The organism is Allostigmatella hybrida (genome assembly GCF_020103775.1).
Classification (GTDB): Bacteria; Myxococcota; Myxococcia; order Myxococcales; family Myxococcaceae; genus Hyalangium; species Hyalangium aurantiaca.
In genome coordinates, this window is sequence record NZ_JAHXBH010000003.1 from 420,299 (window position 1) to 433,834 (window position 13,536).

A 13,536-nucleotide genomic window follows, 5' to 3' on the forward strand; every position below is an offset into this window, starting at 1 on the left:
TCACCGCGCAGGCACCGCGCTCCAGTCCACCCGGTACAGCGTCAAGGGCTCCTGCTTGCCCTTGACCTGAACCGGGGGCAGCCGCTCCAGGGGCCAGGAGCGCTCCTCGCAGCGCTGAAAAGTCGCCTCGGCGATGCAGATCTCCCCATCGGAAGCGGCGCTGCAGACGCGGCTGGCGACGTTGGTGGCATCCCCGATGGTGGCGTACTGCAGATAGTGCTCGGAGCCGATGTTGCCCGCCGCGACCCGGCCGGTGTTGAGGCCGATGTGAATCTGGAGCTCTGGCTTGCCCTCGGTCCGCCAGCGTGCGTTCAGCCGGGCCAGCGCATGCTGCATCTCCACGGCCGCGCGCAGCGCCCGGTCCGCGTCATCGGGCTGAGGGAACGGCGCGCCCCAGATCGCCATCAGCGCGTCCCCGATGTACTTCTCCAACGTGCCCTCGTGACGGAAGACGATCTCCGCCATCACGGGGAAGTACTCGTTGAGCAGGTCCATGACCTGCAATGGGTCCAGCCGGGAGGACAGCGAGGTGAACCCGCTGATGTCCGAGAAGAGAACGGTCACCTCCGTCGCGACCCGCTCCAGCGGGGCGCCCCGGGTGCTCTGCAGCTTCTTGATGACGGTGGCCGGGAAGAAGCGCAGGTAGGTGTTGCGGAGCACGGCCTCCTCGGCCAACCGCTGCGAGAGCATCGAGCTCTCCAAGGCGATGGCGGCCTGGTTGGCGAAGGCGGTGAGGAACTCCAGGTCCTCCTCGGTGAAGCGGTTGGACTGGGTGAGGTTGTCCACGTACAGCACCCCCAGCACCTCGTCGTGAGGCTTGAGCGGGACACACATGGAAGCGTGGATGGACTGCACCATCACCGAGGAAGCCCCTTCGAGCCGGGGATCCTGCAGCGCATCGGCGAACAGCGCCGCCACGCTGCGCGTGCGCACGTACTCGATGATCTGATGGCTGTAGAAGTCGCCGGAGGGAACCTCTCCCGAGGAGACCCGGGCCACCCGGGAGCGGAGTACGCCATCGGAAGGATCCACCAGGAAGATCGCCGCCCGGTCCACCTCGAGGATGCGAAAGACGAGCTGAATGATGCGCTCCAACAGCTCATCGATGGGGCCTAGCGAGGAGAGCAGCTGGCTCACCTTGAGCAGCACCTGGAGCTTTTCGGCGGCGCGGCCGTCATGGGACGGCGCCTGCCGCAGCTTCAGCACGGAGTTCCCAGAGACGGGAGTCCCCAGGAGCAGCTCTTCCATGGCCCCGGGCGAGAACCGGGTCTGGAGTTCCTGGGTATGGGTGGGCTTCGGCTCGCTCGCGGCAAGCATCAGCTTGAAGGACACCTCTCCGCAGCGAAAGGAGTCCCCCGCGCGCAGCACCCGGCGCTCCACGCGGGCCTCCTCGACGAACGTCCCATTCTTGCTTCCGAGGTCGACGAGGACGGCCTGATCGCCGTGACGCTCAAGCTGGGCGTGGCGGCGGGACAAGCTGGCATTGGGGACGTAGAGGCTGTTCTCCTCCGTGCGTCCGATGGTGGTCAGCCCCTCGGGCAGAGGAAGCACCCGCTCCGTGATCAAGCCGGGATTGATGATGAGCCACATGTATCCTCCGGGTCGCACCGCATGACGTGAGGAATGAGGAACGGTTTGGGCCAGGGAACGGACCTGACTACTCCGTCAGGTCCGACGCCGCATTCGCCGCCATGAAGGGCTGCTCGCTGGAGGCCGCGGGAACCACCGAAGGCGTGGCGTCCGCGACGGTGAGCACCTTCTCCCGGCGGCAGATCACCTGGGAGAGGAGGACAGGAGCGCTCAGGCCGGGCAACTGGCGCGTGCCCGCCGCCGCGCACTCGAAGCTGGAGGTCAACCGCTCACCGAGCTCCTCGCGGATGAGGATTTGATCCCGCTCCGCCAGACTGGAGAGCCGGGCGGCCGTGTTCACCACGTCTCCCAGCACCGTGTAGTCGAGCCGGCCCAGCGCCCTGGCACCGATGCTGCCCGAGAGCAGATCCCCCGAGGCCACGCCGATGCACACCCCGTGAGCATACGGAGACTGATCTCCGCTGCGAAAGGCCAGGGCGCGCAGCTGCTGCCGCACCGAGAGGCAGGCATCCAGCGCCCGGCCCAGGTGCCCCTGGCCCCGGAAGACGGCCATCACCGCGTCTCCGACAAACTTGTCCACCAGCCCGCCCCGGGAGGTCAGCTCGGGCACGATGACTTCGAAGTTGGAGTTCAGCCTCCGGAGGGCCGCTTCCGGCTCCTCATCCCGGATCACCCGGGTGAAGTCCTTCAAGTCGATGAAGGCCACCGTGGCCTCCACCCGCTCCCCCACCACCCCCTGGGGCACGCGGACCGCCGAGAGGACGCGATCCACGATTCCGCCGTGGACGAACATCCGCAGCAAGTCATTCTCCTCGGTGGAGCGCAGCATGCGCCGCAGCGCGGCCACGTGCTTGAGCGTCTTCTCCAGCGTGGCCTTCAAATCCTGGAAGTTGATGGGCTTGACCAGGAAGTCGAAGGCGCCGCGGTTCATCGCCGTGCGGATGTTGCTCATGTCGCTGTAGGCGGAGATGATGATGATCTTGACGAGCGGGTGCACCTCGCCGACGCGGCTCAAGAACGTAAGCCCGTCCATCTTCGGCATGTTGAGATCCGAGAGCACGGCATCCGTGTCCGGATGCTGGCGCAGCATCTCCAGGGCCTCTTCCCCATTGGCGGCGAAGATGAACTCGTAAGCGCCATCCTGGATCTGCTTGCGGAAGCGCATCCGCATCACCATCTCCATGTCCGGCTCATCGTCCACGACCAGGATCTTCGCGGCTTGAGCGGGCTGCCCTGCCACCACCAGCTCGGAGAAAGCAGCGGCCATGTCGCGCACGGACGCGAAGCGCAGGGAAGGCTCCGCCGCCAGCGCGCGCGCGAAAAAGTCATCGATCTCCGAGCCCAACTTGGGCAGCACGCTCGATGGAGGGATGGCGGCTGGGGAGGCACTCCCGCTGCGCAGGGCCACGAGCGCGTCCGCGGAGAAGGGAAACTGTCCGGTGAGGAGCCGGTAGAGCACCACCGCGAGCGACCAGAGGTCCGTGCGAGAGTCCAGGCCGGGTAGGCCGCGCATCTGCTCAGGGCTCATGTAGCGCGGGGTACCCGCCAGCTCCTTCGCCTGGAGGAGCCGGGCCTCGGCATCGACATCCAAGAGGGCCAGCCCAAAGTCGAGGACCTTGAGCACCTCTTCCCCATCAATGCGGGCCAGGAAGAGGTTGGCGGGCTTGAGATCCCGGTGAATGACACCGGCCCCATGGGCCGCGGTCAGGGCCCGGGCCACTTGATTGAGCAGGGGCGCGACGGCGGCAGGCGTGAGCCGCTGACGCCGCTCCAGGAGCGCTTCGAGATCCTCGCCTTCCAGGCGCTCCATGACGATGTACGGCACATCGCCATCGACGCCGTAGTCGTGGATCTGAACTACGTGGGGATGGTGAAGCCGGGCAACCGCCTTGGCCTCCTGGGCGAAGCGCTGCCGCGCATCCGGCGAGGAAATCCGGTGGTCCGCGAGCAGCTTGAGCGCCACGTGACGCTGGAGCTGTGAATCGAGTGCCAGCCAGATGGCGCCCATGCCACCGCCCGCAATCCTTCGCTCCAAGACGTATCTGCCGCCAATGAGGCGCTCGGACATGCTCTTACCTGTGGTGTGACGGGGCGTCGCCTCAACCATGGGAAGCGGAGGTGCTTCCAGCCAGGCCCTCTTTTTTTGGCTGCAAGATAGCATGTCAGCTGGAGCGCTGTGGAAGGGCCCCACGCGGCGCCGAGGTGGGCCTTGAGTGGCTGCACAGGGACCAAGCCACGCTCACAGTCGCATGAATCTCCGGGCTTACTGTGATTTCTGTCTTCTCCTCCCGTGTTTCACTGGAAGGGACGCACCGGGCCGCCCTTGGGCTCGGCGCGTCACGGGTGATTACGGCGCCCAGGGGCGATCGTCGAAGAGTTGCACCCAGCGGCCGTCGAAGCCGCCGTTCGCCGCCTGGTACCAGGCACCGGGCAGCCAGAACCCCGTCTCGGCGCTGTCCTTGTCGTTCACGTCGCCGGTGTGGACGAAGTAGTCATGCTGCCACCAGAAGGCATTGTGCGAGTTCAAGTAGCCACTGGCGCTGCCACGGGTGCGGCCGCGGGAGTCGAGCCCTCCGGTCTGGTAGGCCGGCGTCTTGAAGTCAGCGCTGCTGCCTGACCGGTCCGCGTCGCGCTCGATGGAGTGAACGCCGTAGAACCAAGTCTTGTCCAGATAGCCCTCGCGGCCGTCAGTCTGGCTCGACTCCGAGTAATCCCTGGACGGGGTGAAGAAGCGCTGCATCCCGGCGCTGACCTCGGCCTGCCCGCTCTCGTTGATGATGGGGCTCTCCATCAGGATGTCGATGCCCTTCGTGTCCAGCCAGTGGGTCTGGTAGCCCCCGTATTGCCAGTGGGTGGGCAGGATGTCGGCGAGATCCTGCAGCTCGTAGGTGATGCGGGGAACCGCGCCCCAGCGGGCATTCGTCTCGTTGTCATAGCGGCTGACCAGGCCCGGCGCCGTCGAGTAGTTGAGCGGGCTGGCATTCCAGGCGCTCACCGCGGCCGGCGAGCCCTCCGGCACGAAGGCGTAGTGCACGTTCTTCTTCTTGTCCTCGTTGTTGATGTTCACCTCCGCGCGCGCCGTGGGGGACACGTGCTGGCTGCCCACCCAGGAGTAGGGGTTGGTCACGAAGTGCAGTTCCTGCTTGTCCGTTGCCAGGGTGCGGGTGGACCACTCCGCCTGCCAGATGAGCACGTGCTTGCCCGTGGCCGTCTGCATGAAGTTCAGGCTGCTGTCGTAGGAGCGGCGGACGATGTGCTCGTGGTGCCGGGTGATCGTCACGTGATCCACGTACTCGCTACTCCCGGGCGAGCCGCCCACGTTGCGGATCAACATCTCGATGCGCTCCCAGTCGTGGATGCCGCTCTCATCCAGCGCGTGGTACACGTGGTAGATGAGCACCAGCGACTTGGCGCCGCCATCCACGAACTCGATGAGCGAGGTGTAGAGCGTCGGCCGGATGCGCCAATGGCTGTAGGCGCCCGTGCCATACTGCGCCCCATCGATGTACTGGTTGAGGTTCTTCCAGTTCTGACGGTTGTTCGCGAAGTTGCCGTCGCGGTCGAAGTCGAAGTTGGTAACCCAGTCGCGCCCGTGCTCGTTGTTGTTGCCGTTGCCGCGCTTGAGGATGATCGGCGCGTAGTACTGGAGATACGCCTGCCGCTGCGCAGGGGTCAGGCTCCAACTCTGCGCGAACGCTGAGTCGCTGAACAGCCCCATGGCCAGCAGCACCAAGGCTGTCAGCGCGGCGGGGGAAATACCTCTCTTGAAATGCATCATCTCTTTCTCCTGAAGACAGACGCGAAGAAAACTGGTTAAACCAGAAAAGATCAGAATACATCTTGCGTGGTTTTTCTAAAGAATCATCGAGTTCTCATCTCACTGCGGACCTTCGTTGACCTGGTGCAGCTCGCCCGTGAGCGCCTCGGCCAGCAGGCTCACCTGCTCCACGGGAACCCCCTTGAAGTCCAGCACCGCCTTGCCCTTCTGGTTGCGCACCGTCACCTTGACGAGCGCCCCCTTGCCACTGGGGAAGCGCAGCGCCACCGCCTCGCTGTACTGCTCGGCCAGCTCCACTTTCTCCGGCGGCAGGGGTTTGCTGGAGGCCGGTCGGCGCTTGCGCTGCACCGCCCGGCGCATCTGCTCCACGCTGCAGGCCGAGAACGGCTGGACGGTCACCTGCGCATTCTCGTCCGGCACCTCGATGGGCGTGGGACCCGGCTCCTCAGGGTTCACCTCCACATCCGCCGCCTCTTTGTAGCTGAGCAGCAGGTACAGGCACGTGACGCCGAAGCGCCGCGCCACCCGCTCGCTGAAGGTGCGCGCCACCGCCCCGTACAGCGTCAGCGACGTCTGGGACAGATCCGCCAGGTGCTTGCTGAAGTACTCCCGGGCGTCCTTGTGGCCGGCCTTCTCCGCCAGCCGCTTCTCCACAATGTGGTTGTAGATCTGCCCCATGCGGTGGTGGTTGCTGTTCTCCTGAGCCATCAGCTCGAGCAGTTCCCCGCGCAGCTGCTCCAGCGTGGTGCCCTCCGGGATGGCCCGGGCGCCGGACGTGCTCTCCGAAATGGCGCTGGTGGCTTCCTTGAACTTCAACAGACTGAACATGAGAGGTTCTCCCCTTTGGGAACGCACCATGCGTCCCGTCCGCTTGAGTGCGCGGTTGCGCCAGCCCTGAGCACGCCGCGCGCCAACGCCCGCAGGCTTGCGAAAACAGGCACTTGCCAGAGCAGGCCTCCCGGCAGCGTCCGCGCCGTGGACGGTCCGTCCGTGGGGCGGGACGGTGCGAACAAAGTGTTGGAATGCCCAAGGTTTACGGGGGGGCACTGGCTGTGGGAGCAGCGGAGCAGCGCGATAACTCCTTGAACGGACAAGCGCGGGCGTCCGCCCTACTCACCCGGGACAGTCCGCGTTCGCGGACGGTGGGGAGCGGCGGTCCCCACTCAGTGGGGAGTGGCAGCCCGCGGCAATGCCACCCAGTGGCTCTACCAGCCCAACGCCAGCAGCTTCACGCTGGGCATGGACCCGGGAAATGACCTGGTCATCCCGGATCGGTACTAAACCACCGGGTCTCGGCAGGCACGGGACAGGTGCCCATGGCCCTTTTGGGCGAAGCACCGGAGCAGTTCGTCCCGGCCCTTCTTGCCGTGCTCCAAGAGGTAGGCCAGCTCCGACGGCAGCAGCGCCTGGACGGTGACGAGCCGCACCTCTCCGGGCGGCATGGTGAAGCTCCGGGGGAGCGCGCTCGGCTCCTGGCCCAGCAGCACGCCCACCCTGCCCTCCTGGGTGACGAGCGACTGGGGCATGCCCTTGCCGGAGACCTCCATGGACATCAAGCCCGTCTTCACCCTCTCGCGCACCCGCTCGTGCTCGGCCACCTCGTCCCCCACCCGCTCCAGCAGCAGCAGGGGCCAGCTCTTCTCGGCGTCCTGGAGCGGCTCGTCCGTCTCCAGGGCCAGTTCCAGGCCGAAGCCCACGGACGGCTCCGCGCGGTCCACGAAGAAGTCCGAGAGCCCGTCCGTCACCAGGAGAGTCCGCCCCTCGGGGCGGTGGATGACACGCCAGACCTGGCGCCGGGCAGGCCAGTTACCACCGACGACGATGGGGATGATGGCTTCCTCGTCCAACCTCCCCAGGGTGCGCCAGAAGGCTTCGCGGGCCGCGTCCGTCTCATCCCGAAGCGCCAGGAGCTTCCGGTTGTGTTCACGCTCCTCCGGACTGAGGGCGCTCGGGCCGGTGACCTCCTCGAACTTCGCCCCAGTGACGCCCGCTCGCTCCAGCGCCTCCTTGATGTCCTCGGACACGATGACTGTCCCAGTCCATCCCCAGGTCCGGAATACCTTGGCGTCTCCCACCTTTGCCGGGTCGATTCGCATGCCGTAGACAGCGCGATACTTCCCGACCTTCTCCGGGCGCCCATCCTCCGGCTTCCAGTACCGCACCTCCTCCGAGATGTTGTCGTCGATGCACCGGATGAGCCGAGTAACAACGAGGATACAGTATGGCTCAAGCAGCCCGTCGACATCGACCGGGATGACCTGCACGTTGTCAGGCGCCAGCTCCGCGAAGATGCTCGCGATTCTCTTATGAACGACGGGTGCGCCACCAACGTCCGTCAGCGTGAAATCGAGAGGGCTCCCGGGATGGTAGATGGGGATCTTGAGTCGCTCTTCAATCGCGACGGGACATCCAGCCTTGAACTGCCATGGGTCATCCACCTCCTGGCCCTGCGAATCCGTGGGGTCTCCCAGCAGCCATCGCCCCTGGAGACTCATGTCATCGGAGAGTTTGAAGTATCGCATCGTCAAGAGTCTTCCTGTGCGTCAGTTCCGGGTGACCAGGGCATTGAGCCGGGAGCCCGGTTGGGTGATCTCCCGGGCCAGGGCCTCAAGTTCTCCAACGAGCGCCTCCCGGCATTGCTGAATGCTCCGGCAGCCTCCCATTGCATCCTCCAACCGCTCGTAGATCTGTTCATGATACTTCTGCGGGTGAGGCCCTTTGTGGCCCGGCACTCGAACCTTGTTGGCCGTGTCATCGAGTGACATGTCGGCCCGGTCGAAGAGCTTCTGGAACCTGGGGGACCACGGGCCACCGCTGCTGGTGGAGTCCCACCACTTATTCGTGGCGATATGGTGTTCGTGGGCAGCGCTCGCCACCGGCTCGGACGCCACGGCTCTCGTGCCGCGTGCCGTCTCCGCGACGGCCTCCGGACCCAGTGCAATGGTGATAACGCCTCCCGGTGCCACCGCCACCGAGGTGACCTGGCCCGCCGCCGCCAGCCGGAAGCCCCCCTGCCCCACCCCCACCAGCGAGGCTTGCGCGGATCCGGGGAGCGTGGGAACCCTCGTCGCCAGCGTCTGCGCCGTGCTTCCCAGGGCCGCCATCGCGAGCATGACGAACGCCCGCGCGGCGTTTCTTCCCATCACCTTTCCGTACTTCTCTCCCGCGTCCTGTATCTCATCGAAGGTGGTTGCCGCCTCCACCTCCCTTGCCAACACCCTCCAGCCCTTCACCAAGCTCCACACTGTGTCCCAGCCCAGGTAGCCAATCAGCGCCACGGTCAGCGTCGCAGCGATGCCCTTCGACAGCACCGGGTCGGGCACCAGCCATAAGCCGAAGTAGATGGCTCCCGTCGTGGCGAGCATCGTCACCATCGCTTCCTTGTCCGTCAGCCCTCCCAGGGCCTCGGCCGTTTCGGCCCAGACCGAATCCAGGGCCAGACGGAAGGCCAGGGTGCGCTTGCCCTCCTTGTCCAACGTGACGCCTTCCTCCAGCAGATGCAGGCAGTCCCGAGGCATCTTCTGGCACTGACACCAGCGCCCGTAGGCGCTCGCCAGCTCCGGTTCCGCGTCCTGCTCTTGGGGCACAAGAAGACGGCCCCGGTGCGGATCCTCCACCGAGATCAGTCCCAGGCGCCCGCGCACAGGAGCGAAAGCGCGGGGGTGGCTCAGGTTGAACAGCCGCAGCGCCGCTTCCCTGGGTCGCCCTGACAGGGGCGTGGTGCGTGCCAGTTTCTGGACCGCCTCCTGGAACTCGTCAGCGCGCAGCCTGACTGGCTCCTCATTCATGCGTGGCGTGTAGACAAAGGGCTGCCCCTCGCCTGTGTCCAGGCGAACTCCCCGAGAGGCCGCACAGCCCGATCCCAGCAACACCAGCAGCAGCACCACCGTGCCTCTGGGCAGCGTCATGTTCTTCTCCAGCTCATAGAGCCCCCGCTCGGCACACGTATCCTTCTCGTTGCCCCCGGAAATCCATGTGGTATAGAGCCGCCCCAGAAAGGTGCTTTCCGAGGCCATGCCTGTTGCACAACGGCGGGCGGGGCGGTAGGAAGCGCTGGAAGTTCCGCAGTAAAAGCAGTAGGTTACACACCATGGCCAGGTAGCTCACCTGGTTAGAGCGGCGGTCTCATAATCCGCAGGTAGTCGGTTCAAGTCCGACCCTGGCCACAGGCCCCGTCCCCAGGATTTCCCGGGGACGGGGCTTTTTTTTACCCAGGTGCCCCCTCCCCCCGCCGTGCCCATCTTGTCCCCGACACACCCTGGAGGGGCCTGTATGTCCACGCAGTTGCCGCCGCAGACCACGCCGCCCGTCAAGGAGCCCGATCCTCAGACGCCCCGGCGTGAGCCTCCGCCCGGCCCGGCCCCGGAGAAGGATCCGCCCTCGCGCTCGCCTCCGAAAGAGGACCCGCCCCCACCGGCGCCCGAGCCTGGCAAGCCCGTCCCCGAGGTGGAGGATCCTCCCGCGCCGGGCCAGCCGCCCCGCTCGCCGGGCATCATCGCCTGAGCGCCCTCCGGGCCGTTTTTTTGACGGAACGGCAGGCCGGCCTCCTAATTGCCGCCCACAGGCCAGTAGCGGCCTGTAGCAGCTCGCCAGGAGGTTCCTGATGCAGGATGGCAACGTCAGCCCACTGAGCTCCGACACCCCTTCGGCCCCGGTCGAAGCGGGGGAAGTCCGCTCCGTCCCAGAGATCGAGGTCGTCTCCACCCACGTCCTCGTCGCCGAAGAACAGGTGCAGAAGCTCCGCGAGCTCTCCCGGCGCACCCGCATCGCCCAGAGCGAGTACCTCCGCGAGGCCGTAGAGGATCTGCTCGCCAAGTACGGCAAGGGCGGAGGACAGCCGTAATGCCCGCCACTTCCACCCACGCCGCCACGCGCACCCGCGAAGTCCTCCCCACGCCCCTTGCCCGGGAGCTGGAAGGCCTGCTCGGCCCTCACGCCCGGCCTCTGTCCGGACGGCCTCCCACCATCAAGGACGCCATCATCCGCTGGCTCAACGAGGAGCTGTAACCCAGCGCCCCTCCGGCCTCAGGCCGTGGGGGCCGAGGCTTCGCCTTCGTCCCCCTCCTCGTCCTTGTCCATCTTCGTGGCGATGTCCCGGAAGGACAGGTGCCCCAGCGACAGCAGCAGCAGGCCGAAGCCCACCTGTTGCACCGTCTGGCACAGCCACGTCACGTTCGCGTAGGCCAGGCCGCTGGAGTTCACCACCGAGGCCGGCAGGAAGAGGCTCATGCCCACCTTCGTCGCCGCCTGGAACGTCCCCATCATCCCCGGGGCCGCGGGAATCATCAGCCCCACCACCAGCACCGTCATCACCACGTAGCCCTGGAACAGCGTCAGCGTCATGGGCTGGCACGAGGGGTCCACCGAGCCCGCGCAGCTGAAGGCCCGGGACAACAGCGCCATGCCCGCCCCGTTCAGCCCCCAGTAGGCGAAGGTGTAGAGGAAGAAGAAGGTGAGCTGCTTCGCATTGGGCAGCTGGCGCATCGCCCCGACAAAGCCATCCACCACGTCCGCCATCTTGTGCGCCAGCGCCGGGGCGAACCGCCCCACCGTGAGGCGCACCAGGTGCACCGCGCGGTCATGCTGCCAGCGCGCGAAGAGCAGGAACGCCAGCCCGCCGCCGAACACGGCGAACATCAGCGTGGAGCCCAGCTTCACGTAGCGGACTTCCGGCGTCTCCGTGGGGATGAAGAAGAGCAGCACGCGCAGGAGCGTGGCCACGAAGAGCCCGTCGGTGATGCGCTCGAGCACCACCGAGGTCATCGCCGCGCTGCTGCGGATGGAGGTGCGCTGGGCGATGAGGTACGGCCGGGCGAACTCCCCCAGCCGGAACGGCATCACCAGCAGCATCATGAAGCCAATGCCCGAGGCCTGGTTGAGCGGCCGGAACGGCACCCGCTCGATCCCCGACAGCAGGCACCCCCACCGCAACGTCCGGAAGACGTGGATGAGGGTCAGGATGCCGAAGTACGGCAGCACATAGAGGTAGTTCGCCGAGCGGAGACTGGCCCACTGCGATCGCCAGTCCGTGTTTCGGAACGCCCACCACGAGAACAGGAGGGTGACCAGCACGCTGGCCACGAGCTTGACGGCACGCTTCACGGCGGCGGGTATACCGTCACTCCTCCATGGACTCCAGCGGCTCTCCCAGGAGCAGCCGCCGGGGATGCTCCCGAAACAGCTGGACGAAAGCCTGCTCTCCTACCTGCCCCCGGAGCTCCGCCATCGCCCGCCCCACCCAGTCCCGGGCGCCCGTGGGGGCATGTAGGTCCGTCGCGGCGAGCGTGTACAGCCCCTCGTCCAGGAAGGCCCGGGCCTGCTTCTTCGCAGGCCCCCCGTAGCGGCCCATGAGCGCCCCCACATCCATCTGAAGCAGGGCCCCGGCCCGGACGGCCTCGGCCGCGCGGCCCTTGCGCGCGAACTCCTGGCACCGCTCGGGGTGGGCGATGACGGGCCTCACCCCCTTGAGGCGGATGCGGAACAGGATGTCCAGCAGCGCCGGCACCGGGGCCGTGTAGGGCAGTTCCACCAGCACGTAGGGGCCCTCCCCCAGCATCCGGGCCTCGGGCGTTCCCAGCCCCTTCAGGAAGGCGTCATCGAGCACGTTCTCCGCGTTGCGGCCCAGCGTCAGCGCGATGCCCTCGCGCTCCAGCGCCGCGCCCACTTCCGCGAGGCGCGTCTCCACCACTTCCCGGGGGGCGTACTCGGGCCGGGCATGCGGGCTGGGCGCCACGGTGGAGAACCCCAGGTCCACCAGCGCCCGGGCCATCTCCAGGCTGGCCTCCAGCGTCTTCGCGCCGTCGTCCACCCCCGGCAGCAGGTGGCAGTGCAGGTCAACCCACCCGCTCACGCGTCGCCGCCCCGCTCGGGATAGCCCGGCGGCAGCTCGTCCTCCCGCTCGTCCATCTGGCGATCCGGGACCCGGTACTCCTCGCCCAACCAGCGGCCCAGGTCCACGGCCCGGCACCGTCGGGAGCAGAACGGATAGGAGGGATTTTCCGCGCGGGGGGCGGAAGGCTTCTGGCAGATGGGGCAGGCAGGACGCGACATGATGGACTCCCAGGCTTCATAAGCCGTGAGGCTCTCCTGGGCCAGGGAGTTCGCTGCCCCCACTGGAGAGCAACCAGGCTTCTCGCCGAGGTGTCCCATGCACGTGTTCCGAACCACCGGCGCAGGCGGTCCCGAGGTCCTCTCCTTCGAGGAGCGGCCGGACCTCACCCCTGGCCCCTCCGAGCTGCTCGTCCGGGTGCGCGCCACCGCGCTCAACCGGGCCGATCTGCTCCAGCTCAAGGGCCACTACCCGCCGCCCCCGGGCGCCCCCCCGGACATCCCCGGCCTCGAGTACGCCGGTGAGGTGGTGGCCGTGGGCTCCCGGGTGCGCCGCTTCCAGCCGGGCGCCCGTGTCATGGGGCTGGTGGCGGGCGGGGCCTGGGCCGAGCAGCTCACCGTCCATGAGCGCGAGGCGATTCCCCTGCCCGAGGGCCTGGACTTCACGGACGCGGCGGCCCTCCCCGAGGTCTACCTCACGGCGTTCGATGCCCTGGTGCTCCAGGGCGGCCTGCGCCCCGGGGAGACGGTGCTTGTCCACGCCGTGGCCAGTGGCGTGGGGTCCGCGGCCGCCCTGCTGTGCCGGGCCATGGGGGCCCGCGTGGTGGGCACGGGACGCAACGCCTCGAAGCTGGAGCGTGCCCGGGAGTGGGGCGTGGAGCGCACCCTCCACGTCCCGGGCTCCCCTCCCCGCTTCGCCCAGGCCGTCCGGGAGGCCACCGGTGGCGCCGGGGCCGACCTGGCGCTGGATCTCGTGGGGGGCGACTACGTCCCGGAGACCCTGGAGGCGCTGGCCTTCCAGGGCCGGGCCATGCTCGTGGGGCTCGTGGCGGGCAACCAGGCGCAGGTGAACCTCGGGCTCATCCTCTCCAAGCGCCTGCGGATGACTGGCACCACGCTGCGCAGCCGCCCCCTGGAGGAGAAGATCGCCGTGGCCCAGGCCGCCGAGCGGCACCTGCTGCCGCTGTTCCGCTCCGGGGCGCTCAAGCCCGTCATCGACGCCGTGGTGCCCATCCAGGACATCCGGCAGGCGCTCCAGCGGCTGGCGGGCAATGAAACGGTCGGAAAGGTCGTCCTTCGCTGGGGGTGAGAGTTGCGAAGCAGGGCCAGGCCTTTATCCT

Annotated in this window: 13 protein-coding genes and 1 tRNA gene; 5 read left to right on the top strand and 9 right to left on the bottom strand. The window is 67.3% G+C overall.

The features are described 5' to 3' along the window. The 6 genes from KY661_RS08710 to KY661_RS08735 form a co-directional block, all read right to left on the bottom strand. Complete coding sequence (locus tag KY661_RS08710) at positions 1-1,590, bottom strand: adenylate/guanylate cyclase domain-containing protein (protein WP_225409758.1); 1,590 nt, start codon at positions 1,588-1,590, stop codon at positions 1-3. 67 nt (positions 1,591-1,657) lie between these two features. After that, positions 1,658-3,658 (bottom strand): protein kinase domain-containing protein, encoded by a 2,001-nt coding sequence (locus tag KY661_RS08715; protein WP_225409759.1) that lies wholly within the window; start codon positions 3,656-3,658, stop codon positions 1,658-1,660. 279 nt (positions 3,659-3,937) lie between these two features. Further along, complete coding sequence (locus KY661_RS08720) at positions 3,938-5,365, bottom strand: hypothetical protein (protein ID WP_225409760.1); 1,428 nt, start codon at positions 5,363-5,365, stop codon at positions 3,938-3,940. Between the two features lie 102 nt (positions 5,366-5,467). Further along, on the bottom strand, positions 5,468-6,196 hold the full coding sequence (locus tag KY661_RS08725) for a hypothetical protein (protein WP_225409761.1): 729 nt from the start codon (positions 6,194-6,196) through the stop codon (positions 5,468-5,470). A 449-nt stretch (positions 6,197-6,645) separates the two neighbouring features. Next, on the bottom strand, positions 6,646-7,890 hold the full coding sequence (locus tag KY661_RS08730; RefSeq protein WP_075006339.1) for an imm11 family protein: 1,245 nt from the start codon (positions 7,888-7,890) through the stop codon (positions 6,646-6,648). A gap of 21 nt (positions 7,891-7,911) precedes the next feature. Then, positions 7,912-9,276: an AHH domain-containing protein gene (locus KY661_RS08735; RefSeq protein WP_225409804.1), complete on the bottom strand. Its 1,365-nt coding sequence runs from the start codon at positions 9,274-9,276 to the stop codon at positions 7,912-7,914. 184 nt (positions 9,277-9,460) lie between these two features. Here KY661_RS08735 and KY661_RS08740 point away from each other — a divergent pair. The 4 genes from KY661_RS08740 to KY661_RS08755 all read left to right on the top strand — a co-directional run bounded on the left by KY661_RS08740 (position 9,461) and on the right by KY661_RS08755 (position 10,375). Next, positions 9,461-9,534, top strand: a tRNA-Ile gene (locus KY661_RS08740). Between the two features lie 106 nt (positions 9,535-9,640). Continuing rightward, positions 9,641-9,871 (top strand): hypothetical protein, encoded by a 231-nt coding sequence (locus KY661_RS08745; RefSeq protein ID WP_075006200.1) that lies wholly within the window; start codon positions 9,641-9,643, stop codon positions 9,869-9,871. A gap of 100 nt (positions 9,872-9,971) precedes the next feature. Then, positions 9,972-10,211, top strand: a complete 240-nt coding sequence (locus KY661_RS08750; protein ID WP_075006199.1) for a ribbon-helix-helix domain-containing protein — start codon at positions 9,972-9,974, stop codon at positions 10,209-10,211. After that, on the top strand, positions 10,211-10,375 hold the full coding sequence (locus tag KY661_RS08755; RefSeq protein ID WP_177241354.1) for a hypothetical protein: 165 nt from the start codon (positions 10,211-10,213) through the stop codon (positions 10,373-10,375). The genes KY661_RS08750 and KY661_RS08755 overlap by 1 nt, the downstream gene beginning before the upstream one ends. An 18-nt stretch (positions 10,376-10,393) precedes the next feature. Here the strand turns inward: KY661_RS08755 and KY661_RS08760 are convergent, their stop codons facing one another. Genes KY661_RS08760 through KY661_RS08770 form a run of 3 tightly spaced genes read right to left on the bottom strand, consistent with a single transcriptional unit; the run spans position 10,394 to position 12,418 of the window. Continuing rightward, a complete protein-coding gene (locus KY661_RS08760; RefSeq protein ID WP_225409762.1) occupies positions 10,394-11,470 on the bottom strand; it encodes a lysylphosphatidylglycerol synthase transmembrane domain-containing protein in 1,077 nt (358 codons plus the stop codon). Positions 11,471-11,486: 16 nt separating this feature from the next. Then, a complete protein-coding gene (locus KY661_RS08765; protein WP_225409763.1) occupies positions 11,487-12,218 on the bottom strand; it encodes a tyrosine-protein phosphatase in 732 nt (243 codons plus the stop codon). Further along, positions 12,215-12,418: a DNA gyrase inhibitor YacG gene (locus tag KY661_RS08770; protein ID WP_225409764.1), complete on the bottom strand. Its 204-nt coding sequence runs from the start codon at positions 12,416-12,418 to the stop codon at positions 12,215-12,217. Before KY661_RS08770 ends, KY661_RS08765 begins: the two co-directional genes overlap by 4 nt. A gap of 97 nt (positions 12,419-12,515) precedes the next feature. Between KY661_RS08770 and KY661_RS08775 the strand changes: the two genes are divergently transcribed. After that, positions 12,516-13,505, top strand: a complete 990-nt coding sequence (locus tag KY661_RS08775) for an NAD(P)H-quinone oxidoreductase (protein ID WP_225409765.1) — start codon at positions 12,516-12,518, stop codon at positions 13,503-13,505. The last annotated feature ends 31 nt before the right edge of the window (positions 13,506-13,536 follow it).